The organism is Pseudomonas fluorescens (genome assembly GCF_902498065.1).
GTDB lineage: Bacteria > Pseudomonadota > Gammaproteobacteria > Pseudomonadales > Pseudomonadaceae > Aquipseudomonas > Aquipseudomonas fluorescens_BJ.
Genome location: NZ_CABVIR010000004.1, coordinates 114021 through 139445, shown reverse-complemented (window position 1 = coordinate 139445; position 25425 = coordinate 114021). Strand labels below are relative to the sequence as shown.

At 60.8% G+C, this 25425-nt stretch carries 22 protein-coding genes and 1 pseudogene; 11 read left to right on the top strand and 12 right to left on the bottom strand.

From position 1 onward, the window contains the following. The first annotated feature begins 97 nt into the window (after positions 1 to 97). From F8N43_RS16600 to F8N43_RS16585, 4 genes are all read left to right on the top strand, one after another. Positions 98 to 1000 (top strand): chemotaxis protein CheV, encoded by a 903-nt coding sequence (locus tag F8N43_RS16600; RefSeq protein ID WP_150633440.1) that lies wholly within the window; start codon positions 98 to 100, stop codon positions 998 to 1000. Between the two features lie 26 nt (positions 1001 to 1026). Beyond that, positions 1027 to 1485, top strand: a complete 459-nt coding sequence (locus F8N43_RS16595) for a GNAT family N-acetyltransferase (RefSeq protein ID WP_150639686.1) — start codon at positions 1027 to 1029, stop codon at positions 1483 to 1485. A gap of 168 nt (positions 1486 to 1653) precedes the next feature. Further along, entirely contained in the window at positions 1654 to 1980 is a 327-nt protein-coding gene (locus F8N43_RS16590) for a hypothetical protein (protein ID WP_150639647.1), read from the top strand. Positions 1981 to 2063: 83 nt separating this feature from the next. After that, entirely contained in the window at positions 2064 to 2813 is a 750-nt protein-coding gene (locus F8N43_RS16585; protein WP_150654048.1) for a YkgJ family cysteine cluster protein, read from the top strand. Here the strand turns inward: F8N43_RS16585 and F8N43_RS16580 are convergent. The 3 genes and pseudogenes from F8N43_RS16580 to F8N43_RS16575 form a co-directional block, all read right to left on the bottom strand. Next, on the bottom strand, positions 2810 to 3853 hold the full coding sequence (locus F8N43_RS16580; protein ID WP_412071064.1) for a methyl-accepting chemotaxis protein: 1044 nt from the start codon (positions 3851 to 3853) through the stop codon (positions 2810 to 2812). The genes F8N43_RS16585 and F8N43_RS16580 overlap by 4 nt on opposite strands. A 258-nt stretch (positions 3854 to 4111) precedes the next feature. Next, positions 4112 to 4393, bottom strand: a pseudogene (locus tag F8N43_RS29905) (PAS domain-containing protein); the annotation flags it as partial. A gap of 152 nt (positions 4394 to 4545) precedes the next feature. Further along, entirely contained in the window at positions 4546 to 4803 is a 258-nt protein-coding gene (locus tag F8N43_RS16575) for a hypothetical protein (RefSeq protein WP_150633444.1), read from the bottom strand. Between the two features lie 235 nt (positions 4804 to 5038). Here F8N43_RS16575 and F8N43_RS16570 point away from each other — a divergent pair, with 235 nt between their 5' ends. The 7 genes from F8N43_RS16570 (at position 5039) to F8N43_RS16540 (ending at position 14779) form a co-directional block, all read left to right on the top strand. Beyond that, positions 5039 to 6199 (top strand): efflux RND transporter periplasmic adaptor subunit, encoded by a 1161-nt coding sequence (locus F8N43_RS16570; protein ID WP_150654047.1) that lies wholly within the window; start codon positions 5039 to 5041, stop codon positions 6197 to 6199. Further along, the gene (locus F8N43_RS16565; RefSeq protein ID WP_150654046.1) at positions 6196 to 9297 is read left to right on the top strand and encodes a multidrug efflux RND transporter permease subunit; all 3102 of its coding nucleotides are present in this window, start codon (positions 6196 to 6198) and stop codon (positions 9295 to 9297) included. The genes F8N43_RS16570 and F8N43_RS16565 overlap by 4 nt, the downstream gene beginning before the upstream one ends. A gap of 9 nt (positions 9298 to 9306) precedes the next feature. After that, positions 9307 to 9984 carry a heavy metal response regulator transcription factor gene (locus tag F8N43_RS16560; RefSeq protein WP_007916978.1) on the top strand — a complete coding sequence of 226 codons (678 nt, stop codon included), beginning with the start codon at positions 9307 to 9309 and terminating at the stop codon, positions 9982 to 9984. Then, positions 9974 to 11338 (top strand): heavy metal sensor histidine kinase, encoded by a 1365-nt coding sequence (locus tag F8N43_RS16555; RefSeq protein WP_150633447.1) that lies wholly within the window; start codon positions 9974 to 9976, stop codon positions 11336 to 11338. Before F8N43_RS16560 ends, F8N43_RS16555 begins: the two co-directional genes overlap by 11 nt. Positions 11339 to 11478: 140 nt before the next feature. Beyond that, positions 11479 to 11703 (top strand): hypothetical protein, encoded by a 225-nt coding sequence (locus F8N43_RS16550; RefSeq protein ID WP_150633448.1) that lies wholly within the window; start codon positions 11479 to 11481, stop codon positions 11701 to 11703. A gap of 194 nt (positions 11704 to 11897) precedes the next feature. Continuing rightward, the gene (locus F8N43_RS16545; RefSeq protein ID WP_150639643.1) at positions 11898 to 13208 is read left to right on the top strand and encodes an OprD family porin; all 1311 of its coding nucleotides are present in this window, start codon (positions 11898 to 11900) and stop codon (positions 13206 to 13208) included. 68 nt (positions 13209 to 13276) lie between these two features. Then, on the top strand, positions 13277 to 14779 hold the full coding sequence (locus tag F8N43_RS16540; protein ID WP_150654045.1) for a sensor domain-containing diguanylate cyclase: 1503 nt from the start codon (positions 13277 to 13279) through the stop codon (positions 14777 to 14779). A 181-nt stretch (positions 14780 to 14960) separates the two neighbouring features. Here F8N43_RS16540 and lpxC read toward each other — a convergent pair whose 3' ends face one another. The 9 genes from lpxC to murD all read right to left on the bottom strand — a co-directional run bounded on the left by lpxC (position 14961) and on the right by murD (position 25424). Then, positions 14961 to 15872: a UDP-3-O-acyl-N-acetylglucosamine deacetylase gene (gene lpxC, locus F8N43_RS16535; RefSeq protein WP_150633451.1), complete on the bottom strand. Its 912-nt coding sequence runs from the start codon at positions 15870 to 15872 to the stop codon at positions 14961 to 14963. Between the two features lie 112 nt (positions 15873 to 15984). Continuing rightward, on the bottom strand, positions 15985 to 17178 hold the full coding sequence (gene ftsZ / locus F8N43_RS16530; protein ID WP_150633452.1) for a cell division protein FtsZ: 1194 nt from the start codon (positions 17176 to 17178) through the stop codon (positions 15985 to 15987). Positions 17179 to 17248: 70 nt separating this feature from the next. Beyond that, positions 17249 to 18508, bottom strand: a complete 1260-nt coding sequence (gene ftsA, locus F8N43_RS16525; protein WP_008025987.1) for a cell division protein FtsA — start codon at positions 18506 to 18508, stop codon at positions 17249 to 17251. 15 nt (positions 18509 to 18523) lie between these two features. Then, positions 18524 to 19393 (bottom strand): cell division protein FtsQ/DivIB, encoded by an 870-nt coding sequence (locus F8N43_RS16520; RefSeq protein ID WP_150633453.1) that lies wholly within the window; start codon positions 19391 to 19393, stop codon positions 18524 to 18526. A 4-nt stretch (positions 19394 to 19397) separates the two neighbouring features. Then, on the bottom strand, positions 19398 to 20354 hold the full coding sequence (locus tag F8N43_RS16515) for a D-alanine--D-alanine ligase (RefSeq protein WP_150633454.1): 957 nt from the start codon (positions 20352 to 20354) through the stop codon (positions 19398 to 19400). Beyond that, the gene (gene murC / locus F8N43_RS16510; RefSeq protein ID WP_150633455.1) at positions 20351 to 21811 is read right to left on the bottom strand and encodes a UDP-N-acetylmuramate--L-alanine ligase; all 1461 of its coding nucleotides are present in this window, start codon (positions 21809 to 21811) and stop codon (positions 20351 to 20353) included. Before murC ends, F8N43_RS16515 begins: the two co-directional genes overlap by 4 nt. Further along, positions 21804 to 22874: an undecaprenyldiphospho-muramoylpentapeptide beta-N-acetylglucosaminyltransferase gene (murG, locus tag F8N43_RS16505; RefSeq protein ID WP_150633456.1), complete on the bottom strand. Its 1071-nt coding sequence runs from the start codon at positions 22872 to 22874 to the stop codon at positions 21804 to 21806. The genes murC and murG overlap by 8 nt, the downstream gene beginning before the upstream one ends. Beyond that, complete coding sequence (gene ftsW, locus F8N43_RS16500) at positions 22864 to 24081, bottom strand: putative lipid II flippase FtsW (RefSeq protein ID WP_150633457.1); 1218 nt, start codon at positions 24079 to 24081, stop codon at positions 22864 to 22866. The genes murG and ftsW overlap by 11 nt, the downstream gene beginning before the upstream one ends. Next, positions 24078 to 25424, bottom strand: a complete 1347-nt coding sequence (murD, locus tag F8N43_RS16495; RefSeq protein ID WP_150654044.1) for a UDP-N-acetylmuramoyl-L-alanine--D-glutamate ligase — start codon at positions 25422 to 25424, stop codon at positions 24078 to 24080. The genes ftsW and murD overlap by 4 nt, the downstream gene beginning before the upstream one ends. Between the last annotated feature and the right edge of the window lies 1 nt (position 25425).

Below are 25425 nucleotides of genomic sequence, written 5' to 3'. Positions count from 1 at the left end.
ATTTTCTAAAGCCTGCCCCCATCAAGTCGATAACCCGGCATCGATAGCTTTTGGCGACTTTTCATTCGCCCATCACCTTTTTCCACAGAAGGTTTTTATGTCCTCCACCAAAGCCCGCGCAGACTCACTTTCGCTTCTGCTGTTTACCTTGCGCAGCGGCAAGCTGATGGCGATCAACCTGCTCAAAGTCAGTGAAATCATCCCCTGCCCGCCGCTGACCAAGCTGCCGGAGTCGCACCCTCACGTCAAAGGCATCGCCACCCTGCGCGGCGCGTCGTTGTCGGTGATCGACCTCAGCCGAGCGATCGGCGAGCGGCCGCTGGAAGACCCGAACGGTGGCTGCCTGATCGTCACCGACGTCAGCCGCTCCAAACAGGGCCTGCACGTTCAGGCCGTGAGCAAGATCGTCCATTGCCTGACCACCGACATCCGCCCGCCGCCCTTCGGCTCCGGCGGTGTGCGTTCCTACATCACCGGCGTGACCTCGGTGGACGGCACGCTGGTGCAGGTGCTGGACATCGAAAAGGTCATCCACGGGATCGCCCCGGCGCAGATCGAAACGGCCCCGACCGAACTGAGCATGGAAGACGCCGAAGTACTCGGTAACGCGCGCATCCTGGTGGTCGACGACAGCCAGGTGGCCTTGCAGCAATCGGTGCACACCCTGCGCAACCTCGGCCTGCAATGCCATACCGCGCGCAGCGCCAAGGAAGCCATTGATTGCCTGCTGGACCTGCAAGGCACCGCCCAGCAGATCAACCTGATTGTTTCGGACATCGAAATGTCGGAGATGGACGGCTACGCCTTCACCCGCACCCTGCGCGAAACCCCGGATTTTTCGCACCTGTACGTGCTGTTGCACACCTCGCTGGACAGCGCGATGAACAGCGAAAAAGCGCGTCTGGCCGGCGCCAACGCGGTACTGACCAAGTTCTCTTCACCGGAGCTGACCAAGTGCCTGATCGAAGCGGCCAAAGCGGTCGCCGAACAAGGTCACTGAGTGTGGACGAAGCATTCTGCTTGCTGATGCGGCGCAACCTGGCGGAGGTTGTGCCCGCTATCACTTGGCCTCCGGGAATTGTCCTGCACGAATACCGGCAAGAATGGGCAGAAGCCGTTCATCGTTTGATGGAACTGGGGTATCTGGAGGGGGGCGGTCGCGTGCCGACGCTGGATGTCTGGCAACAGCGGTTCGAGACCGACCCTGAATACAATCCGTCCCTGTGCTTCATCGCGCAGGATGCCGACGGTATCGTTGGCGTGTGCCAGTGCTGGACCAGCGCCTACATCAAGAATCTGGTGGTGCACCCGCGAGCTCAGGGTCGGGGTTTGGGCCGGGCGTTGCTGTTGAATGCATTCAAAGTGTTTCAGCAGCGTCGCGAAGGTTTTGTGGATTTGAAGGTATTGGAAGACAACCTTCGGGCACAGCGGTTGTATGAAAGTTGCGGGATGACGGTGGTCCGCCGCGAGCCGGTTCCAGCCTGATACACCGCCATCGCGGGCAAGCCACGCTCCCACAGGATGTGTGTCGTTCGCAAAAGACGAATACGACACACAACCGGTGGGAGCGGGCTTGCCCGCGATGAGGTCGACACATTCCACCTCCTACCATCAGGCATACTCGGCCCACATACGCCCAAGGATGCCTGATCAATGAAAGCCACCACCCTCACCTTCCTCTGCCTCACCGCCCTCGCTTCTCAAGCCCAAGCCTCCAGCCCTGACGCCTGGGCCGCCTTCGACAAAGCCGTGCTCGCCAGTTGCACCAAGGCCAGCGGCCTGACGGACGCCTTCCCCGTAGGCAAAGCCGCGCAGTTCGATGACCGGGTCGAATACACAGCCATTCTGCTGCAAGGCCGCTACCCGCAAAAACACATGAAAGGCCAGCAAGGCACCGAGCTGTGCCTCTACAACAAAAAAAGCAAAACCGCCTACGTGACCGAATGGGACTCCATCCGCACACCGGCCAAATCCAAATGAATGGCGCATAACTTGCTTCAGAGCAGACCTTCGCGGTGGCATTCTGTCGCCATATCCGGCCCTGATAGGCGACTGATCCTTCGATGAATACACCGTTTTCCTGCGTAGGTTGTGGCAAATGCTGCAATGACCATCACGTCCCCCTGACCCTGGCGGAAGCGCGGATGTGGGCGGCCGACGGCGGTCAGGTGATCGTGCTGGTGGAAGGTTTCCTCGGCAATGGCCTCGGCCTGCCGGTGCAGCAACGCGAACATGCCGAACGGCGTTCGGTAGCGGTTCAAAGCGGCACCTGCGAGGCGCACGTGGCCATCACGTTTGCGGCTTACAACGTCGGCCCCTGCCGTAATCTTGACGAAGACAACCTCTGCCGCATCTACGAACGCCGGCCGCTGGTTTGTCGCATCTATCCGATGGAAATCAATCCGCACATTCCCCTCAATCCGGCGATCAAGGAATGCCCGCCCGAATCCTGGGAAAAAGGCCCCGACCTGATCATTGGCGGTGAACTGGTCGATCAGCAGCTCGCAGGACTTATCCAGCGCTCCCGTCAGGCGGATCGCGATGATATCCGCAGCAAAGATGCGATTTGTGCGTCACTGGGGATTCGCGTCACAGCCCTGAAGGGCGATGGATTCACCGCCTACCTGCCGGACATGAGCGCGTTCGCCACGGCCATCGATCAGGTGACGCAACAACAGCTGCCTGGACCGGGCAGTGCCTGGCAGTTCCACGTTTCGGGTGACGATATCGCCGGACAAGTGCTGGCGGCCGGTGCGCAAGTGGCCACCGCGGCGCCGCTCAACTATGCGTTCATTTCGCTGCGGGCGGCTTAGCGACGTGTTCGCCAGAACTCTTGCGCCAACAACCGCAAGTCCCCCGCCAGCCCCGCCACATCGGTGGAATTCGCCTGGCTTTGCTGCCCTTCACTGACCGTGACCTCGCAGGCTGAGCGGATGCCGATGATATTGCGGTTGATGTCTTCGCTGACCGTGCTCTGCTCTTCCACCGCCGAAGCGATTTGCAGGCTCATTTGCGTGATCTGATTGACCCGCCGACTGATCGCTTCCAGCGCGTCGGCGGCACGTCGGGCCTGCTCGACGCTGTTGTCCACCTGTTCACTGCTTTGTTGCATCACCACCACCGCGTCGCGCGTGCTGTTTTGCAGGGTGCTGATCATGCGCTGAATCTCGTTGGTCGACTGCTGAGTGCGCTGGGCCAGGCCACGGACTTCATCGGCCACCACCGCAAAACCGCGCCCGGCATCCCCGGCACGCGCCGCTTCAATGGCCGCGTTAAGGGCCAGCAGATTGGTTTGTTCGGCGATGCTGCGAATCACGTCCAGCACGCCAGTAATCTCGCTGCTGTGCCCCTCCAGTTGATGAATCACCTCAGTGGCGCTGGCCAGTTCCTCGGCCAGACGCAGCACCGCATGGCGACTCTCACTCACCAACCGATGACCTTCACGGGTTTCGCTGCCGGCCAGGTCGGCCGCCTGAGACGCCTGCTGCGCATGGCCGGCAACCTCGGCCACGCTGGCAGACATCTGATTAATCGCCGCCGCCACCTGATCGGTTTCAGCCTGTTGGGCCAGCGTACTGTTGTGGCTGCCTTGCAGGTGCTCGACCAGTTCCGCCGCATGCCCGGCCAGGCGCTGCGATGCATCGCCGATGCGTCCCACCACCGCGCCGACCTGCGCTTCGAGCATCTGCAAGGCAAACTCGATCTGGCCGAACTGGTCTCGACGACCGGTGTAGACAACCTGACTCAACGGATTATCGGCAATCTGCCGGGCGCGCTCGGTCAATGCCTTCAGCGGGCGCAACATCAATGCTGTTCCGAGCGCCGCCAAACCACTGCCCACGACAAACGCCAGTGCGCCGAAAACCGCTGACGAAGGGTTCAACCACGCTTCGATGCCCACCACACAGGCCAATGTTGCGCTGAACAGTGCCATCATCTTGAAACCCGGACCGAGCACGGGCCACCGCTGCCACAGCGATGTGCGATCACTGCGAAGCTGTGTGTAGGCTTTATCCGCGGCTTCGATCTGCCGTGCCGAGGGCTTGGTCCGGACCGACTGATACTCCACGGTTTTACCGTTCTGCGTCACCGGCGTGGCATACGCGCTGACCCAATAATGATCGCCATTCTTGCAGCGATTTTTGACCAGTCCCATCCACGAACGGCCGCTTTTGAGGGTCTGCCACATGTGCGCGAAAGCCGCCGCCGGCATGTCCGGATGACGCAGCAAGTTGTGCGGCGAGCCCAGTAACTCCTCACGGCTGTAACCGCAGATGTTGATGAAATCGTCGTTGGCGTAGGTAATCGCGCTGGTCAGATCAGTGGTCGAGAGGATGTTCGCATCAGCCGCAACGTCGACATTACGGCCGGTCACCGGGAGGTTGATCTTCATGGAAAGCGCGCTCGTTGGATGGAAAGAGTCGGCAGGGCTGCTGACTCTAAGCGCACTGATTCCACAAACGTTGATCTGGCTCAGGATATGAGCACTTAGCCATCACCGCGATTGAAAACCGCAGCCGATGGCCGAGGGTGGCAGGATGGGACTCAGCGTTTGCCCATCGAACGACGGGTGCCGGGCGGCGCTGCGCCGGGAGTTTTGGTGTGGCCGTTCTTGGCGCCATTCTTGTACCAGGGCTGGCTGGCAGACTTTGCCGCGGCCAGTTCACCCGGTTTGAACGGGAACTTGAACGCCGGGATCGCGGCTTTGGTTTCGCTGTCTGCGCTGGAGTCGACGCTGTCTGGCAGGTCTGCCTGGTCGTCGCTCAAAGCGTCGGCAACCGGCGGTTGTGTCGGGGAAGTCATGAAAGCTCCGGGTGATGCAAAAGAGTCGGGCCCGGTCAGCGAGCCGCGAAAGACGGCAGTATACCTGTGTCGGCGATTGCAGCACGCGAGTCCGTCGGGTTTTGTCGTGACAGGCCTGACGCCAAACTGACAGCGCCGTCAGTTAGCAGTCACCTTCCTGACCGGCGAACAGGTTTATAAAGGGAGGTATAACCCTGACCAAACTCCGTCCACCCAGCCCCGGCGTCCCACTCGCATGCGAATTCAGAAAAAAACCGCCCTGCTCGCCGCCTTTCTGATTGTCCTGGCAGCGCTGGGCGTGTGGTACGCCACCGAACCCGCCACGGCCAAACTCGCCGCGCCCACGGCGATCCCGGTTCGAGTGGTCAACGTCAGCGAAAAAGACGTTCCGCGTTATGTCAGCGGCATCGGCTCGGTGCTGTCCCTGCACAGCGTGGTGGTCCGTCCGCAGATCGACGGCATCCTCACCAGGATTCTGGTCAAGGAAGGTCAGTTGGTGAACAAGGGTGACCTGCTGGCCACCATCGACGACCGTTCGATCCGCGCCAACCTCGACCAGACCCGCGCGCAACTGGGCGAAAGCCAGGCGCAGTTGCAAGTGGCGTTGGTCAACCTCAAGCGTTACAAACTGCTGAGCGTCGACGACGGCGTGTCCAAGCAGACTTACGACCAGCAACAAGCGCTGGTCAACCAACTGAAAGCCACGGCTCAAGGCAATCAGGCTTCGATTGACGCCGCTCAGGTGCAGCTTTCCTACACACAGATTCGCTCCCCGGTCACCGGTCGCGTCGGGATTCGCACGGTGGACGAAGGCAACTTCCTGCGCATGACCGACACCCAAGGCTTGTTCACGGTGACCCAGATCGACCCGATCGCCGTGGAGTTTTCCCTGCCGCAGCAAATGCTGCCGACCTTGCAAGGCCTGATCAACGACCCGGAGCACGCTCAAGTGAAGGCCTACATCGGTGCCGACACCGACGGCGAAACCGGCAACCTGCTGGGCGAGGGTCACCTGACCCTGATCGACAACCAAATCAACGCCAACACCGGGACCATCCGCGCCAAGGCTGAATTCAATAATGCCGGGCAGAAACTTTGGCCGGGCCTTCTGGTAACGGTAAAAATTCAGACAGCTTTGGATAAAGATGCGCTGGTTGTCCCGCCCACCGTCGTACAGCGCGGTCTCGATCAACATTTCGTGTACCGGGTCAAGGGCGACAAGGTCGAAACCGTCACCGTACAAATGGTTTACCAAGGCAGCGGCCAAGACATCATCAAAGGCGTGAACCCCGGCGACGTGCTGGTCAGCGACGGCCAATCGCGGCTCAAGCCCGGCTCGACCGTGCAGGTACTGACCGAACCACCGCAAGTGGTGCAAACGGAGGCGAAACCATGAAGGGCCACGGCTCGGTTTCCGCGTGGTGCATCGATCATCCGGTGGCGACAATCCTGCTGACGTTCGCCCTGGTACTGCTCGGCGTCATTGCGTTCCCACGGCTGCCCATCGCGCCGCTGCCGGCCGCTGAATTTCCGACCATTCAGGTGGCCGCGCAACTGCCCGGCGCCAGCCCGGAAACCATGGCCTCCTCGGTGGCCACGCCGCTTGAAGTGCAGTTCAGCGCCATCCCCGGCGTGACTCAGATGACCTCGAGCAGCGCCCTCGGCTCGACCAACCTGACCCTGCAATTCACCCTCGACAAAAGCATCGACACCGCCGCTCAGGAAGTGCAGGCCGCGATCAACACCGCTGCCGGCAAACTGCCCAAGGACATGCCGAACCTGCCGACCTGGCGCAAGGTCAACCCGGCCGATAGCCCGGTGCTGATTCTCAGCATCAATTCGACCCTGATGTCCGGCCCCGAACTCAGCGATCTGGTGGAAACGTTGCTGTCCCGTCAGATCAGCCAGATCGACGGCGTAGGCCAAATCAACATCACCGGTCAGCAACGACCGGCGATTCGCGTTCAAGCCTCGGCCGACAAACTCGCGGCCATCGGCCTGACGCTGGCGGATATTCGTCTGGCGATCCAGCAAACCAGCCTCAACCTGGCCAAAGGCGCGCTGTACGGCGAATCAAGTATCTCGACGCTATCGACCAACGATCAGTTGTTTCATCCCGAGGAATACAGCCAGCTCATCGTTTCCTACAAGGACGGTGCGCCCGTTCACCTGAAGGATGTCGCCAAGGTCGTCTACGGTTCGGAAGATGCCTATGTGCAAGCCTGGGCCGGAGACAAGCCCGGGGTGAACCTAGTGATTTCCCGGCAACCGGGCGCCAACATTGTCGAGACCGTGGATCGCATTCAAGCGGCGCTGCCCGGCCTCGAAGCGATGCTGCCGGCATCGGTGGAGGTCAAAGTGCTGGTGGACCGGACCCAGACCATCCGCGCCTCGTTGCATGAAGTGGAAATCACCCTGCTGATCGCGATCATGCTGGTGGTGGCGGTGATGGCGCTGTTTCTTCGTCAGTGGTCGGCGACGCTGATTGTGTCGGCGGTGCTGGGTGTTTCGCTGGTCGCCAGTTTTGCCCTGATGTACATCATGGGTTTCAGCCTGAACAACCTGACACTGGTGGCGATCGTGGTGGCCGTGGGGTTTGTGGTCGACGATGCGATTGTCGTGGTGGAGAACATTCACAGGCACCTGGAGGCCGGTGACGGCATGCGCGAGGCGGCGATCAAAGGCGCGGGCGAGATTGGTTTTACCGTGGTCTCGATCAGTTTTTCGCTGGTGGCGGCGTTCATTCCGCTGCTGTTCATGGGTGGCGTGGTCGGGCGGCTGTTCAAGGAGTTCGCCCTGACGGCCACGTCTACCATCATGATTTCCGTGGTGGTGTCGCTGACCTTGGCGCCGACGCTTGCGGCGCTGTTCATGCGAGCACCGGTGCATCACGCCCACAGCAAACCCACGTTCGGCGAACGCTTGCTGGCATGGTACGAAAAAGGCCTGCGCCGCGCCCTCGCCCATCAGAAATTGATGATCGGGGTATTCGGCTTGTCTCTGGCGCTGGCCATCGCCGGTTACATCTTCATTCCCAAAGGCTTCTTCCCGGTGCAGGACACCGGTTTTGTCCTCGGCACCACCGAAGCCGCCGCCGATATTTCCTACGGCGACATGGTGAAAAAGCACCTGGCGATGGCGGAAATCGTCGCGGCAGATCCGGCCGTCGCGGCGTTTTCCCACTCCGTCGGTGTCTCCGGCAGTAACCAGACCATCGCCAACGGCCGCTTCTGGATCTCCCTGAAAAAACGCAGCGAGCGCGACGTCTCGGCCAGCCAGTTCATCGACCGGATCCGTCCACAACTGATGAAGGTCCCGGGCATCGTGCTGTATCTGCGCGCAGGCCAGGACATCAATCTCAGTTCCGGCCCGAGTCGCGCGCAGTATCAATACGTGCTCAAGAGCAACGACGGCGCGACCCTCAGCACCTGGACCCAGCGCCTGACGGAAAAACTGCGCGCCAACCCGGCGTTCCGCGACATTTCCAATGACCTGCAACTGGGTGGCAGCATCACCCACATCAGCATCGACCGCAGCGCTGCCGCACGTTTCGGCCTGACCGCCAGCGATGTCGATGAAGCGCTGTACGACGCGTTCGGTCAGCGGCAGATCAACGAATTCCAGACCCAGGTCAACCAGTACAACGTGATCCTGGAGCTGGACACCAAGCAACGCGGCAAGGCCGAAAGCCTCAACTACTTCTACCTGCGCTCGCCGCTCAGTGGGGAAATGGTGCCGTTATCGGCGCTGGCGAAATTCGATGCGCCGACGGTGGGCCCGTTGTCGATCGCCCACGACGGCATGTTCCCGGCCGCCAACCTGTCGTTCAACCTGGCGCCCGGCGTCGCGTTGGGCGATGCGGTGATCATGCTCAACCAGGCCAAGGCCGAGATCGGCATGCCGGCTGCCATGAGCGGCAATTTCCAGGGCGCGGCCCAGGCGTTCCAGAGTTCGCTGGCCAGCCAGCCGTGGCTGATTCTGGCGGCACTGGTGGCGGTGTACATCATCCTTGGCGTGCTCTACGAGAGCTTTGTGCACCCGTTGACCATCATCTCCACCCTGCCTTCGGCGGGGCTCGGGGCGGTGATCATGCTGTGGATCTTCGGCCAGGATTTTTCGATCATGGCGCTGATCGGGCTGGTACTGCTGATCGGCATCGTGAAGAAGAACGGCATCCTGATGATCGACTTCGCGCTCGACGCCCAACGCAACCGTGGCTTGCCACCGGAAGAAGCGATTTTCCAGGCCTGCGTCACGCGGTTCCGCCCGATCATCATGACCACCCTCGCCGCCCTGCTCGGCGCGCTGCCGCTGATGCTCGGCTATGGCACCGGCGCCGAACTGCGCCAGCCATTGGGCATTGCGGTGGTCGGCGGCTTGCTGGTGAGCCAGGCGCTGACGCTGTTTACCACTCCGGTCATATACTTGTGGCTGGAGCGGCTTTTCCATCGGCCAGAACCAGCACCCTTGACGGCGCTGGCGACCACAGACTGAGGCGGGGCCATGCGCGTTCTGATTATCGAAGACGAAGAAAAAACCGCGGACTATCTGCACCGCGGCCTGACGGAACAGGGTTACACCGTGGACCTGGCGCGGGACGGCGTCGAAGGCCTGCACCTGGCGCTGGAAAGCGATTACGCGGTGATCGTCCTCGACGTGATGTTGCCGGGCCTCGATGGCTTCGGCGTACTGCGCGCCTTGCGTGCGCGCAAGCAAACCCCGGTGATCATGCTCACCGCCCGCGAACGTGTCGAAGACCGGATCAAAGGCCTGCGCGACGGCGCCGACGATTACCTCGGCAAACCGTTTTCCTTTCTCGAACTGGTGGCGCGTCTGCAAGCCCTGACTCGGCGCAGCGGCGGCCACGAACCGGTGCAAGTGAGCATCGCCGACTTGTGGATCGATTTGATCAGCCGCAAGGCGACCCGTGCCGGCACCCGTCTGGACCTGACCGCCAAGGAGTTCTCGCTGCTCAGCGTACTGGCCCGCCGGCAAGGTGAAATCCTCTCGAAAACGGCGATTGCGGAAATGGTCTGGGACATCAATTTCGACAGCGACGCCAACGTCGTCGAAGTCGCGATCAAACGCCTGCGCGCCAAACTCGACGGGCCGTTCGACGAGAAACTGCTGCACACGATCCGTGGCATGGGTTATGTGCTGGAGAGCCGTGGTGTCCAGTAATTCGATTGCCCTGCGCCTCAGTGGAATGTTCACGCTGGTGGCGCTACTGGTGTTCCTGTTGATTGGCTGGGCGCTGTATCAGCAGGTCGACAAAGGCCTGGGTCTGCTGCCCGAAGCCGAGCTGGACGCGCGTTACAGCGTGCTCGAATCCACCGTCGGTCGTTACGGCACGCCCGAGCATTGGGTGAAGATCAACAACAAGCTCAAGCTGCTCGGCGAAGAAGACAAACGCATCAGTTTCTGGATCATCAGCACCGATCCGCACTACGAATATGGCAACCCGACGCCGCAGATCCGCGCCTTCGCCGAAGGCCCCCTGGGCATGCGTGACTTGCAGCTGCCGGACCAGCCTTATCCAATGAAAGTGCTGGTCAGCCAGTTCCCGGCCAAGGATCAACGCCCGCCGCTGCGCTTCATGATCGGCATCGACACCGAGACGTTTTTTCAAACACAACACCATCTGCTGATTGCCCTGATCAGCCTGGCGATTGTCGGCGTGCTGCTGGCCTCGGCCCTCGGTTATTGGGTGGCGCGGATCGGCCTCAAGCCGTTGATCAAGTTGTCCCAGGAGGCCCAACGACTGGCGCCGCCGTTGCGTTCCGGGCGTTTACGTTTATCGTCGTTGCCGCCGGAGCTCAATCAGTTCGTCAACTCGTTCAACTCCACGCTGGAACGGGTCGAACAGGCTTACTCGCGGCTTGAGTCGTTCAATGCCGACGTTGCTCACGAACTGCGCTCACCGTTGACCAATCTGATTGGTCAGACCCAGGTTGCGCTGACGCGTGGACGCTCGGCGGAACACTATTTCGAGGTGCTGCAATCGAACCTTGAGGAGCTTGAGCGACTCCGTTCGATCATCAATGACATGCTGTTCCTCGCCAGCGCGGATCAGGGCAGCAAGGCCACCAAACTGACGTCCACCTCGTTGGCGGATGAAGTGGCGACGACGCTGGAATATCTGGATTTCATCCTGGAAGACGCGCAAGTCCAGGTGCAGGTCAGTGGCGACGCGCAGGTGCGGATCGAGATCGCGCATCTGCGTCGGGCGCTGATCAACCTGCTGAGCAACGCGGTGCAGCACACCGAGCCCGGGCAGGTGATTCAGGTGCGGATCGACGTCGAAGAGCATCAGGTGAGTATCGGTGTCGCAAACCCCGGCGCGCCGATTGCCAACGAACATCTGCCTCGATTGTTCGAGCGCTTTTATCGAGTCGATGCGTCGCGCAGCAACAGTGGCAACAACCATGGTTTGGGGTTGGCGATCGTCAAGGCGATTGCGCTGATGCACGGCGGGGATGTATTTGTGCGCAGTGACCATGGCATGAATACCTTCGGTATCCATTTGCCTGTTTAACCCGCTCGCGACCTTTGGCAGGTCTGTGATCTTTGCTTTTCCCGCAACAGTCCTTTCTTGAATTGGCTCTGTTTCCCATCGGCCAAGATCCTTATCTTTGCGCCACCAAACAGCACTTGCCAAGCAAGAAGGTTTTAAAGATGTCCAACACTATGGGTATTGCCAGCGCTTTCGTTTTGTCCTCTTTGTTCCTCTCCCCGTTCGCCATGGCTGAAGAGTCGCAGGCCTTCGTCGCCCACAATGCCGTGCGCGCCGCAGCGTTTGAAGACCATCAGAGCGAAATGACGGCCAAGGCTCAAGACGCCGCGCAAACCCCAAAAGCCTCGACCACTCAGGCCCAGCCACGGGTCGAGAAAGATAGTTGATCGCTCGCATCGCTCTATTTCCCTCGACACTTTTCATCGGCTCTTCCTGTTGAAAAGTTGTCTTCAAAGCCGCTGCTATCAGCGGCTTTTTTTTGTTGTGGTTCACACGCTGTCCGGTTCGTTTTCGCTAACAAGAAACATCCCGCACTTCAAAACAATGAAGTGTTCAGTTGACCCAAGGAGCTGTACCGCTAGTGCGTTTCCCTCAAAGATTCAATCCGCTGTTCATTGCAATTGCCGTAACGATGCCGATCAACGTCGAAGCAGCCGATCATGAAGGTTTCGTCGAAGGGTCGAGCCTCAACCTTAATGCCCGCAACTACTACATGAACCGCAACCGCCTGCAGCAGGCGGACGACAACATCGAATGGGGCCAGGGTTTCCTCGGCATTTTCGAATCAGGCTTCAGCGACGGCACCGTCGGTTTCGGCGTCGATGCCCACGCCATGCTCGGGCTCAAGCTCGACGGCGGTGGCGGCACTGACAATTCGAGCATCCTGCCGATCGGCGAGGGCAACGGCAAAGCGCCGGGGTCGTTTTCAACGGCGGGGGGCACGCTGAAAATGCGCGCCTTCAATACCGAGCTGAAGGCGGGCGACCTGTTTCTCACCAACCCGGTGATCGCCGGCGGCGAGACGCGCATGCTGCCGCAGACCTTTCGCGGCGTCAGCCTGAGCAACCACAGCTTCGACGGTTTTCTGATCGAAGGTGGCCAGGCGAGTTTCACCAAGCCCTACAACCAAAGCGGTCATACGCGCATCGGCACCTCTTATGGCAGCCTCGCCGAGGGCGACGAAAGCCAGCACCTGAATTGGGCCGGCGTGGCCTGGAGCGGCCTGCCGGGGTTGACCAGCAGTCTTTACGCCGCCGAGCTCAAGGACATCTGGAACCAGTACTACTACGACCTTGATTACACCTACGCGCTGAACGAACGAGTCAGCCTCAACCCGGGCCTGCACGTTTATCACACGCAAGACACCGGTGATGCGCTGCTGGGCAACATCGACAACAACACTTACAGCCTGCATTTCACCGTCGGCGTGGGCAATCACAGCGTCACCGCCGCCTACCAGCGGGTCAACGGCAATACACCGTTCGATTACATCAGCCAAGGCGACAGCATTTTTCTCGACAACTCCCAGCAGTATTCCGACTTCAACGGTCCGAATGAACGCTCGTGGAAACTCAAGTATGCCTACGACTTTGTCGGACTCGGCCTACCCGGCCTGACCTCGGCAGTGTCTTACTCCCGGGGCGAGCTGGACCTGACCAAGGTCGACCTGCAGAGTCGCGGTTATGCGTCGTGGTACAGCGCCGACGGCAAAAATGCCCAGCACTGGGAACGCGATGTCGACCTCAAATACGTGGTCCAGGACGGCAAGGCCAAGGACTTGGCAGTGCGCCTGCAATGGGCCACCAACCGTGGCGGCAATGGCTATGGCGCGCTGGATCAGGACACCGACGAATACCGGGTGATCGTCGACTACCCGCTCAATGTCTTCTAAGCTCTAGGCAGTAAAGGCCAGCGCGTTTTGCTGGCCTTTTTTTTGCTCCTCAAGCAGACCTATTTCCCATGCTCGCGAGCCGCCCCCCACTCGTTTCAGCCAAGACCGGCCGCCCGGAGCTCATGGTGATCCTCGGCAGCTCCCTGACGGTCATTGCGATTCTCAGCATCGTCACCTTCCTGCTGATCCGCGAACACGCCAACGCCCAGCAGGCGGCCACACGCGGCGCTACCACGATTGCGCAACTGATCAATGCCGACGTGCTGCGTACCGTCGAACTCTACGACCTGACCCTGCAAGGCCTGATTGCCGCCTCGCAACGGGACGACCTGAAACAGGTGTCCGCACAAATCCGCCACCTCGTACTGTTCGACCGATCCACCACGGCGCGCTTCAAGGGTGACATTCTGTTGCTGGACAAGCACGGCGAGGTGCTGGCCGACTCATCGCAGATCGAACCCAAGCCCGGCAACTTTGCCGATCGCGATTACTTCCTCGCGCATGCCTTCAACCGCGACACCGGCATGTTCATCAGTCGGCCGTTCAAGCCCCGTTGTGACTGCGACGACAGCGACGAATGGCGCATCAGCTTCAGCCGCCGCATCTCCTCGGCCACCGGTGAGTTTCAGGGTGTTGCCGTGGCGTCGATGCGCTTGAGCTACTTCGATCAGTTATTCAACAGCCTGAGCATCGGCACCGACAGTGCGCTGTCGATCATCAACGATGAAGGTATTCTGCTGGCGCAGAAGCCCTATCTGGAAAACGACTCGATCGGCAAAGCCTTCGCCAACCGCCCGAACGTCGTGCGTATCCTGCGCGAGGGCAGTGGCAGCTTCGAAAGCGTGTCGAGCGTTGACCAGCAACGACGCCTGTATACCTTTTCCAGGGTCGGCAACCTGCCCTTGACGGTGATCGTCGCCCTCTCCGGCAACGAAGTGTTCGCCACCTGGAAACGCACGGCGATCGCGATCAGCGTTGCCACCGGCGTTCTGTGCATCGGCCTGCTCTGGCTGACGTGGCTGCTGTGTCGGGAGTTGCGTCTGCGGCACAACGCCGAGCAGGAACTCGCACAACTGGCCGCCACCGATGCCTTGACCGGCGTGGCCAACCGCCGAATGCTCGATCAAACCCTGCGCCATGAGTGGTTTCGCGCGCAACGCTCCGGCAAACCGCTGTCGGTGTTGATGATCGATGCCGACCACTTCAAGGCGTTCAACGATCAACATGGCCATCAGGCGGGTGACGATGCGCTGCGCGCGCTGGCCAAGGTGATCGACGAGCACGTACGGCGACCGACGGATCTGGTCGCTCGCTACGGAGGGGAGGAATTTTCGGTCATCCTGGCGGAAACGGACAGCGCGGGGGCACAGCAGATTGCTGAACACATTCGGTCTGCGGTGGAGCAACTGCCGTTTGTGGCAGGGGTGGAATCACCGATCACTGTCAGTATTGGCATCAGCACCTGGACCCCGACCACCGATACCAGCCTTGAACAGTTGCTGTTTGCGGCGGACAAGGCGCTGTATCAGGCGAAGGAAAGCGGGAGGAATCGGGTGGTGGCTTCTGTCTGATGTTCTTGTGCTGTTGCGACTGGCCCCATCGCGAGCAGGCTCGCTCCCGCACTTGAAATGCGTTCCCCTGTGGGAGCGAGCTTGCCCGCGAGGGGGCCAGAACGAACACCGCATCACTTTCCGGCAGGCATAAAAAAAGGCCACCCGAAGGCAGCCTTTAAAAACTAGAGAGGTTTTTTGCTTACACCGCCGCAACCGGACGCATGTAAGAGATCGGTGCAGCGCTGGCGTCTTCGAAAGTCACGACTTCCCAAGCATCTGTCTGCTCAATCAACTTGCGCAGCAGCTGGTTGTTCAATGCATGTCCGGACTTGAAGCCCTTGAACTCACCAATCAGGCTATTGCCCAGCAGGTAGAGGTCACCAATTGCATCGAGGATTTTGTGCTTCACGAATTCGTCTTCATAGCGAAGGCCGTCTTCGTTCAGTACACCATCCGCGTCGACCACAATAGCGTTTTCAACGCTGCCGCCGAGTGCGAGGTTGTGCTTGCGCAGGTACTCGATGTCACTCATGAAACCAAAGGTACGGGCGCGGCTGACTTCTTTTACGAACGAAGTACTGGAAAAATCCACGCTTGCACTTTGTGTGCGGTTACGGAAAACCGGGTGATCGAAATCGATCTCGAAACTCACCTTGAAGCCTTCGAAAGGGACGAAAGTGGCGCGTTTGTCGCCATCTTCCACTGTCACTTCCCGCAGGATCCGGATGAACTTCTTCGGTGCGTCCTGTTCTTCCAGGCCGGCCGATTGAATCAGGAATACGAAAGGTCCAGCGCTACCATCCATGATCGGGACTTCAGACGCGGAGAGCTCGACGTAGGCGTTATCGATGCCCAGGCCAGCCATGGCCGAGAGCAAGTGCTCCACCGTGTCCACTTTGACGTCACCGTTGACCAGCGTGGTCGACATCGTGGTTTCGCCAACGTTTTCCGCGCGTGCAGGGATCTGCACCACAGGGTCCAGATCGGCACGAACAAACACGATGCCGGTGTCGACAGGTGCAGGCTTGAGGGTCAGGTATACCTTCTCCCCGGAGTGCAGGCCGACACCTGTGGCACGGATAATATTTTTCAGTGTGCGTTGTTTAATCATGGCTTGGGCCGCTTCAGCGCAAATTGCGAACTGGTATCAACAAAGGCTGGCGATGATAGCAGACCGCGCCTTTGCTGAACACCAATCACCTTCATAGCCCTGATACATTCCATTAATCGGCCTGACGACGCAGGAAAGCCGGGATGTCCAGGTAATCCAGATCATCTTGCGGATTCATCTTCGCGGCAGTCGCAGCACCGGCCTGAGCCTGGTTGCGCATGACGGTCGGACGGTCCAGGTCACGGTAGTTCACCGCTGGAGCTTCCTGACGAGCGGGAGCCGATTGTTGCGGCTGCGACGCCATGGAGGTGTGAACGGTGTTGTCGATGACCTTCACAGGCTTCTCGATTTTCGCGCCCAGACCGGTGGCAACCACAGTCACGTGCAACTCGTCGCGCATGTCCGGATCGATAACGGTACCGACCTTGACCATCGCGTGCTCGGAAGCGAAAGCTTCGATGATGCTACCCACGTCGGAGTACTCACCCAGGGACAGGTCAGGACCGGCGGTGATGTTCACCAGGATGCCTCGTGCACCTTGCAGGTTCACGTCTTCCAGCAACGGGTTGCGAATGGCCGCTTCAGTGGCCTCGCGTGCACGGTTCGGACCGCTGGCGCAGCCAGTGCCCATCATCGCCATGCCCATTTCGCTCATCACGGTACGCACGTCGGCAAAGTCGACGTTGATCATGCCCGGACGCTTGATGATGTCGGAGATACCGCGAACGGCACCGGCCAGTACATCGTCAGCCTTGGCGAAAGCCGACAGCAGGCTGGCGTCCTTACCGAGGATGGTCAGCAGCTTCTCGTTGGGAATGGTGATCAACGAGTCGACGCTTTCCGACAGCAGGCGGATGCCTTCGTCGGCGAGCTGCATGCGCTTGCGACCTTCGAACGGGAACGGACGGGTCACCACCGCAACGGTGAGGATCCCCATTTCCTTGGCCACTTCGGCAATGATCGGCGCAGCACCGGTACCGGTACCGCCGCCCATGCCAGTGGTGATGAACACCATGTTGGTGCCCTGCAGGACTTCGGCAATGCGCTCACGATCTTCGAGAGCGGCCTGACGACCTACTTCAGGGTTGGCACCGGCGCCGAGACCTTTGGTCACGCTGGTGCCCAGTTGCAGGATGGTCCGCGCGCTGATGCTTTTCAGCGCCTGGGCATCAGTGTTGGCGCAGATGAACTCAACGCCTTCAATGTTGCTCTTGACCATGTGGTTGACAGCGTTGCCGCCGCCTCCGCCAACACCGATAACTTTAATTACCGGGCTTGCGGGGATGTTGTCTACGAGTTCGAACATTTTCCCTCTCCTTTGATTCTCTAGTTTTTTCGCCTACTACCTGTATCTACAACGGTGCTGCGGTAATTCTTCAGAAGTTGCCTTGTACCCAGCTCTTGATGCGATCGAGCAAGGCGGCTTTCGGTTCGTCATTGCTGTAGCTGTCACGGCTGCTGATGCCCGAGAACGAAATCCCGTCGGACTGCTTCTGCAGGCCGTACATCAACAGGCCGACGCCGGTGGAATAAATCGGGTTGCGCACCACGTCGTCCAGGCCCTTGACGCCATGCGGCACCCCCAGGCGGACCGGCATGTGGAAAATCTCTTCGGCCAGTTCGACCGCGCCTTCCATCTTCGACGTACCACCGGTCAGCACGATGCCGGCCGGGATCAGGTCTTCGTAGCCGCTGCGACGCAGTTCGGCCTGGATCAGCGTGAACAGCTCGTCGTAACGCGGCTCGACCACTTCGGCCAGGGCCTGGCGGGACAGCTCGCGCGGTGGACGGTCGCCCACGCTCGGGACCTTGATGGTTTCACCGGCACCGGCCAGTTTGGCCAGGGCGCAGGCGTAGCGAATCTTGATTTCTTCGGCGTACTGGGTCGGGGTGCGCAACGCCATGGCGATGTCGTTGGTCACCTGATCGCCCGCAATCGGGATCACGGCGGTGTGCCGGATCGCGCCTTCGGTGAAGATCGCGATGTCGGTGGTGCCGCCGCCGATGTCCACCAGGCACACGCCCAGCTCTTTCTCGTCGTCGGTCAATACCGAGTAGGCGGACGCCAGTTGCTCGAGAATGATGTCGTCGATTTCCAGACCGCAGCGGCGCACGCATTTTTCAATGTTCTGTGCGGCGTTGACGGCGCAGGTGACCACGTGGACCTTGGCTTCCAGACGTACGCCGGACATGCCCAGAGGTTCACGAACGCCTTCCTGGTTATCGATCACGTAATCCTGCGGCAGGGTGTGCAACACACGCTGGTCAGCCGGGATCGCCACGGCCTGGGCCGCGTCGAGGACGCGCTCAAGGTCGGCGGAGCTGACTTCGCGATCACGAATCGCGACGATGCCGTGGGAGTTCAGGCTGCGGATGTGATTGCCGGCCACGCCAACGAACGCCGAGTGGATCCGGCAACCGGCCATCAGCTGCGCTTCTTCGATTGCGCGCTGGATCGACTGCACGGTGGACTCGATGTTCACCACCACGCCTTTCTTCAGGCCGCGGGACGGATGAGTGCCGATCCCGACGATTTCCAGCGTGCCGTCGTCCGAGACCTCGCCTACCAGCGCCACCACCTTGGAGGTGCCGATATCGAGACCGACGATCATTTTGCCGCTTTGCACGTTTGCCATGGGTCCTGCCTCTTCTTAATTCTTCGCGACAGCGGGTTGGGCTGTCGTGGGCGCTACAGGTTCCCGCCAGCCAACAGCGAGGCCGTTGGCGTAGCGCAGATCGATGCGCGCAATGTTCGTAATCTGTTCTTTAAGCGTCTTGTCGTAGATGGCAATGAAGCGGCGCATCTTTTCCACCAGGTTGCCGCGGCCCAGCAGCAGTTCGATCCCCGGGCCCGCACTGCCGGCACCGGTGGTCAGGAACCAGCTGCCCCGTTCACGCAACTCCAGGCGTGCAATCGAGAAGCCCAACGGCCTGAGCATCTGGCTCAGCACCTGGTATTGCTGCATCACTTGCTGCTGAGCCCGTTGTGGGCCGAACAGCTGTGGCAAGTGTTCGTAGTTCGCCAGCTCACGCGGGGTGAACGCCTGGCCCTGGTTGTTCAACAGCGACTCATCGCCCCAACGGGCCACCGGCAGTTGTTCTTCCAGGCGGATCACCACTTGATCCGGCCACACCCGACGCACTTCGGCGTGGGCAATCCATGGCATCTGTTCCAGCTCGGTGCGCATGCTCGCCAGGTCGATGGTGAAGAAGCTCGACGCCACATACGGGGCGATCCGCTGCTGCACCGCTTGCTGGCTGATGTAGCTCAGGTCGCCCTGCACTGCGACCTTGGTGATCGGCCGGTCGGCGTACGGCAACAAACGCTGCGCGCCTTCGTAAGTACCGAACCCCACTGCCACCAACATCACCGGCCAGAACAACGCTTTGAGAAAACCAAAATTGGCTTTCGGCAGGCGCGCAGACATCGGCTCTTTCGCCACCATTCGGCTGGCACCCCGCGGCACCGGCTTGCGGCCGGGTGCTGGAGGGGGCTGATGTCTTAGCTGTGCGCCTTGCATGGTCTTACCCTCGAACCTCAACACTGGCGGCCAGGATCGCCAGGACCAATTGCTGGAAATCCAGACCGGCGGCACGGGCCGCCATCGGGACCAAACTGTGATCGGTCATGCCCGGTGCGGTGTTGACTTCGAGGAACCAGAACTGCCCGTCGGCGTCCTGCATCACGTCAGCCCTGCCCCAACCGGCGATACCCAGCGCCTCACAGGCTTTCGCCGTGAGGTCCATCAGTTCTTTTTCCTTGGTGCTGTCCAGGCCACACGGAATCCGGTACTGGGTATCGGAAGCCACGTACTTGGCGTCGTAGTCGTAGAAACTGTGCGTCGTGCCCAGGGCAATCGGTGGCAACACCTGGTCACGCAGGGTGGCGATGGTGAACTCCGGACCTTGAATCCATTGCTCGACCAACACTTGCGAATCGTAGGTACTGGCCGCTTTCCACGCTTCAATCAACTCGGGCGCGGACGTCACTTTGGCCATCCCGATACTTGAACCTTCATGGGCCGGTTTGACGATCAAAGGGAAGCCCAGTTCCGTCGCCGCCGAAATACAATCAGCCTCGGAACTCAGTACCGCGTGGCGTGGCGTAGGAATGCCGAGGCTGTGCCAGACCTGTTTGGTGCGCAGCTTGTCCATGGCCAGTGCCGAGGCCAGAATGCCGCTGCCGGTGTAAGGAATGCCCAGGCATTCCAGCAGGCCTTGCATGCTGCCGTCTTCACCGCCACGGCCGTGGAGAATGATAAAGGCGCGGTCGATTTTTTCGTTGAGCAAACGCTGCAACAGGTCATCGCCCACGTCGAGGCCGAACGCATCCACACCAGCGCTTAGCAGCGCGTCGAGAACGGCGTTGCCCGACTTCAGGGACACCTCACGCTCGGCACTCTTGCCGCCGAACATCACGGCGACGCGGCCGAAATCTTTCGGCGCGATCGTGGAGACGAGGTTGGCGTAAGCAGCAATCATTTCAACTTCCCCACGCTTGGCGCGGCAACAGCGCCAGCGAACAACGGACTGTTCAACAGTTTCGGTGCAAGACCGCCGATATCACCGGCGCCCTGGCACAGCAGAATGTCGCCGGCACGCAGCAGCGGCTTGACCACCGGCGCAAGGTCGACACCGCGCTCGATGTAGATCGGGTCGAGCTGGCCACGCTGACGGATGCTGTTGCACAGCTTGCGGCTGTCCGCACCCGGAATCGGCTCTTCGCCCGCCGGGTACACCTCCATCAGCAACAGCACGTTGGCGTCGGCCAGTACATTGACGAAATCGTCGTACAGGTCGCGGGTGCGGCTGTAACGGTGCGGCTGGTAAACCATCACCAGACGGCGCTCCGGCCAGCCACCGCGCACGGCCTTGATCACCGCGGCCACTTCGGTCGGGTGGTGACCGTAATCGTCGACCAGCATCACGCTGCCGTCTTCGACCGGCAGTTCGCCATAGACCTGGAAGCGTCGGCCGACACCCTGGAACCCGGACAGGCCCTGGACGATGGCTTCGTCGCTGACGCCTTCGTCAGTGGCGATGCAGATGGTGGCCAGCGCATTCAGCACGTTGTGGTTGCCCGGCATGTTCACCGAGACATCCAGCGGTTCGCGATCAGGACGCAGCACGGTGAAGAAGGTCTGCATGCCCTGCTGGCGCACATTGATCGCGCGCACGTCGCAGTCATCACCGAAGCCGTAGGTGACGGCCGGACGTTTGACCTGTGGAAGGATTTCACGCACGACCGGGTCGTCCAGGCACACCACCGCCAGACCGTAGAACGGCAGGTTGTGCAGGAACTCGACGAAGGTTTTCTTCAGTTTATTGAAGTCACCGTCGTAGGTCGCCATGTGATCGGCGTCGATGTTGGTGACCACGGCCACCAGCGGTTGCAAGTGCAGGAAACTGGCGTCGCTTTCATCGGCTTCGGCGATCAGGTAGCGGCTGGTGCCGAGCTGGGCATTGGTGCCCGCGGCATTCAGGCGGCCACCGATGACGAACGTCGGATCAAGGCCACCGGCGGCGAACACCGAAGCGATCAGGCTGGTGGTGGTGGTTTTGCCGTGCGTACCGGCAACGGCGATGCCGTGGCGATAGCGCATCAGTTCAGCCAGCATCTCGGCACGCGGCACCACCGGAATACGGCGCTCAAGCGCGGTGGCGACTTCCGGGTTGGAGGTGTTCACGGCGCTCGACACCACCAACACGTCGGCGGCGGCAGCGTTCTCGGCACGGTGGCCGATAAAGATCTGGGCGCCAAATGATTCGAGACGCTCGGTGACCGGCGAAGCTTTCAGGTCGGAACCGGACACTTCATAGCCCAGGTTCAGCAACACTTCGGCGATCCCGCACATGCCCACGCCGCCGATACCGACGAAGTGGATGCGACGGATGCGGCGCATTTCCGGTTGTGGCATGGCTTTCTGATTCTCAACCATGGGCCACCTCCAGGCAGGTATCGACCACGTTACGGGTCGCATCGGGTTTGGCCAGGCGACGTGCCGCGGTGGCCATGTCGGTGAGTCGTTGTGGTTGCATCAGGACCTCTGTCAGGCGTGCGGCTAGATCCGCTGCGCCAGTCGTTCTTTGCGGCATCAGGAAGGCAGCGCCTTCACGGGCCAAATAATCGGCGTTGCGGGTCTGGTGATCGTCGATCGCGTGGGGCAAAGGCACCAGCATCGAGGGCAGACCGGCGGCGGCCAGTTCACTGATGGTCAGCGCGCCTGCGCGGCACACCACCAGGTCGGCCCAGCCATAGGCGTGGGCCATGTCTTTGATGAAAGGCTGCACTTGCGCCTCGACGCCAGCCGCGCGATAGCGCTCTGCAGTCACTTCATCGTGGTTTTTGCCGGCCTGATGGAACACGTCCGGGCGCAGGTCGGGGGCGACGTGCGACAGGGCTTCAGGCAGCAACTTGTTCAACGGTTCTGCGCCCAGGCTTCCGCCCAGGATCAGCAAACGCGCCTTGCGACCGGCCAGGGCTGGTCGCGGGGTGTCGAGGAACAGCTCGGTGCGCACCGGGTTACCGGTGGTCCGTCGGCTGTCCGACAGGGTAAAGGTGTCGGGGAACGCTTCACAGACTCGGGCGGCCAACGGCACCAGCAACCGATTGGCGGTACCGGCCACGGCGTTCTGTTCGTGAACGATCACCGGCACGCCGGCCAGTTTGGCTGCAACGCCGCCAGGACCGGTCACATAACCACCGAAGCCGACCACGCAAACCGGCTGAAGCTGGCGAATGATCGCCCGCGCCTGCCAGACGGATTTGAGCAACATCAACGGCGCCTTGAGCAGGGACAATTTGCCCTTGCCGCGCAAACCGCTGGCGTTGATCCGGTGCAGCTCGATGCCGGCCATCGGCACCAGGTCATTCTCGATACCACGCGGAGTGCCAAGCCAATGCACGGTGTAACCGCGGGCCTGGAACTCGCGAGCGCAAGCCAGCGCCGGAAACACGTGGCCGCCGGTGCCGCCCGCCATAATCAATACGTTAGCGCCCATGGGTCGGCTCCTCGGCGAAGTCGCTCTCATGGAACTCCATCTCCTCACTGCCCAGATGGGTTCGACTCTCCCACTCAATGCGCAGCAACAATCCGAGACAGGCACAGCAGATCACCAACGAGCTACCGCCATAACTGAGGAACGGCAGGGTCAGGCCTTTGGTTGGCAGCAGGCCGACGTTCACCCCGATGTTGATCAGGAACTGACCAATCCACAGGAATGACAAGCCGTACGCGATATAAGCGGCGAAGAATTGCTTGGCCTTCTCGGCCCAATAACCGATGTACATGCCGCGAATACAGACAAACACGAACAGCGCCACGGTGCACAAGGAACCCACGGCACCCAGTTCTTCGGCCAGAACCGAGAACACGAAGTCGGTGTGGGCTTCCGGCAGGTAGAACTGTTTCTGCACGCTGTTGCCCAGGCCTACGCCGAGCCACTCACCGCGACCAAACGCGATCAATGCCTGCGACAACTGATAACCGGCACCGAACTGGTCAGCCCAAGGGTCGGCAAAGTTCGTCAGACGCGCCATCCGGTATGGCTGCACCTGAATCAACAACACCACCGCCGCGACCGCCAGAACCACCATCAAGGAGAACCGGAACAGCCCGACCCCGCCGAGAAACAGCATCGCCGCAGCCGCCCCCATCATCACGACGGTGGCACCGAAGTCCGGCTCCATCAGCAACAGCCCCGCCATCGGCAGCAGCACGATGAACGGCTTGAAGAAACCCATCCAGCTTTCACGCACTTCTTTCTGGCGACGCACCAGATAACCGGCGAGGTAGATCACCACGAACACTTTGGCGATCTCGGAAGGCTGAACGTTGAAGAAACTGAAACCGATCCAGCGCATCGAACCGTTCACTTCACGGCCGATCCCCGGAATGATCACCATCACCAGCAAACCGAACGCACCAATCAGCATCAGCCAGCCCAGGCGTTGCCAGGTGGCGATCGGAATCATCATGGTGACAATGCAGGCAGCCAGGCCCAGCACCACGTAGATCAGGTGGCGAATCATGTAATACAGCGCGCTGCCCGACTGCAAGGCCGCCACTTCAGTTGAAGCAGAGGCAATCATGACCAGTCCGAGGCCGATCAAGGCCAGGCATCCGACGAGCATCGGAAAGTCGAGGTCGATGCCGCGCCCGGTGATGAGCGGCGAAGGATACGGCTTGATGATGTTGAGCAGGCTCATGCCAGATCCTCCACGGCTTGGACGAACTGGTGACCACGGTCTTCGTAATTCTTGAACATGTCGAAACTGGCGCAGGCCGGCGACAACAGCACCACGTCGCCCGGTTGCGCAGCAGCGCGGCATTGCTCCACCGCTTCGACCAGCGAAGCGGCGCGGATCAGCGGCACCGCGTCGCCAATGGCTTCACCGATCTTGTCGGAATCACGGCCCATCAGGATCACGGCGCGGCAGTTGGCCGCCACCGGATCACGCAGATCATTGAACTCGGCGCCCTTGCCGTCGCCACCGGCGATCAGCACGACCTTGCCGTCGATGTCCGCGCCTAGCCCTTCGATGGCGGCGAGTGCGGCGCCAACGTTGGTGGCTTTGGAATCGTTGTAGTAGCTCACACCGTCCAGGTCACGGACCCACTGGCAGCGATGTTCGAGACCGGCGAACGTGCGCAGGCTCGACAGCATGGCGTCGAACGGCAGGCCGACCGCGTGCCCCAGGGCCAGTGCCGCCAAGGCGTTGGACTGATTGTGGGCGCCGCGAATTTTCAACTCGCGCACCGGCATCAGGTTCTGGAATTCGAAGGCCAGGTATTTCTCACCGTCCTCTTCCCGGATACCAAAGGCCTTGAAATCGGGTTTGTCCAAACCGAAGGTCCAGCAAGGCTGGCCTTCGCCAATCAATGGACGGGTCAGGGCGTCCTGACGATTGACCACAAACTGTTTGGCGCCACGGAAGATCCGGTGCTTGGCCAGGTGATAGGCCGGCAGACCGCTGTAGCGGTCCATGTGGTCTTCGCTGACGTTGAGCACGGTCGCCACTTCGGCGCCGAGGTGATCGGTGGTTTCGAGCTGGAAGCTCGACAGTTCCATCACGTACAACTCGACGTCATCGCGAAGCAGGTCCAGCGCCGGCGTACCGAGGTTGCCGCCGACAGCGACGCGTTTGCCGGCCGCAGCCGCCATCTCGCCCACCAGCGTGGTCACGGTGCTTTTCGCGTTGGAACCGCTGATGGCAACAATCGGCGCCTTCGCGTTGCGCGCGAACAACTCGATGTCGCCGGACAATTTCACGCCACGGGCGGCGGCGGCCTGCAGGGCCGGGGTCGCCAGCGCCAGACCGGGGCTCACGTAGAGCTCGTCGGCACGGCACAGGAATTCGACGTCCAGCTCGCCACAACGCACTTCCACGTGCGGATAGTCACGCTTGAGCGTGGCCAGTTCCGGTGGATTTTCCCGCGTATCGGCCACGGCAAACGACGTGCCCCGGTTCGCCAGGAAGCGAACCAGGGACATGCCGCTCTTGCCGAGGCCGACAACGATGCGGAAGTGGTCAGAAGCGATCAGAGACACT

Bases quoted from the DNA above. Each gene is read 5' to 3' on its own strand.
- F8N43_RS16515 (WP_150633454.1), bottom strand. From the start codon at position 20,354: ATGATTGCTGCTTACGCCAACCTCGTCTCCACGATCGCGCCGAAAGAT.
- lpxC (WP_150633451.1), bottom strand. From the start codon at position 15,872: ATGATTAAACAACGCACACTGAAAAATATTATCCGTGCCACAGGTGTC.
- ftsW (WP_150633457.1), bottom strand. From the start codon at position 24,081: ATGAGCCTGCTCAACATCATCAAGCCGTATCCTTCGCCGCTCATCACC.
- ftsZ (WP_150633452.1), bottom strand. From the start codon at position 17,178: ATGTTCGAACTCGTAGACAACATCCCCGCAAGCCCGGTAATTAAAGTT.
- F8N43_RS16520 (WP_150633453.1), bottom strand. From the start codon at position 19,393: ATGCAAGGCGCACAGCTAAGACATCAGCCCCCTCCAGCACCCGGCCGC.
- F8N43_RS16560 (WP_007916978.1), top strand. From the start codon at position 9,307: ATGCGCGTTCTGATTATCGAAGACGAAGAAAAAACCGCGGACTATCTG.
- ftsA (WP_008025987.1), bottom strand. From the start codon at position 18,508: ATGGCAAACGTGCAAAGCGGCAAAATGATCGTCGGTCTCGATATCGGC.
- F8N43_RS16595 (WP_150639686.1), top strand. From the start codon at position 1,027: ATGCGGCGCAACCTGGCGGAGGTTGTGCCCGCTATCACTTGGCCTCCG.
- F8N43_RS16570 (WP_150654047.1), top strand. From the start codon at position 5,039: ATGCGAATTCAGAAAAAAACCGCCCTGCTCGCCGCCTTTCTGATTGTC.
- murC (WP_150633455.1), bottom strand. From the start codon at position 21,811: ATGGTTGAGAATCAGAAAGCCATGCCACAACCGGAAATGCGCCGCATC.
- F8N43_RS16540 (WP_150654045.1), top strand. From the start codon at position 13,277: ATGCTCGCGAGCCGCCCCCCACTCGTTTCAGCCAAGACCGGCCGCCCG.
- F8N43_RS16550 (WP_150633448.1), top strand. From the start codon at position 11,479: ATGTCCAACACTATGGGTATTGCCAGCGCTTTCGTTTTGTCCTCTTTG.
- murG (WP_150633456.1), bottom strand. From the start codon at position 22,874: ATGGGCGCTAACGTATTGATTATGGCGGGCGGCACCGGCGGCCACGTG.
- F8N43_RS16600 (WP_150633440.1), top strand. From the start codon at position 98: ATGTCCTCCACCAAAGCCCGCGCAGACTCACTTTCGCTTCTGCTGTTT.
- F8N43_RS16590 (WP_150639647.1), top strand. From the start codon at position 1,654: ATGAAAGCCACCACCCTCACCTTCCTCTGCCTCACCGCCCTCGCTTCT.
- F8N43_RS16565 (WP_150654046.1), top strand. From the start codon at position 6,196: ATGAAGGGCCACGGCTCGGTTTCCGCGTGGTGCATCGATCATCCGGTG.
- F8N43_RS16585 (WP_150654048.1), top strand. From the start codon at position 2,064: ATGAATACACCGTTTTCCTGCGTAGGTTGTGGCAAATGCTGCAATGAC.
- F8N43_RS16575 (WP_150633444.1), bottom strand. From the start codon at position 4,803: ATGACTTCCCCGACACAACCGCCGGTTGCCGACGCTTTGAGCGACGAC.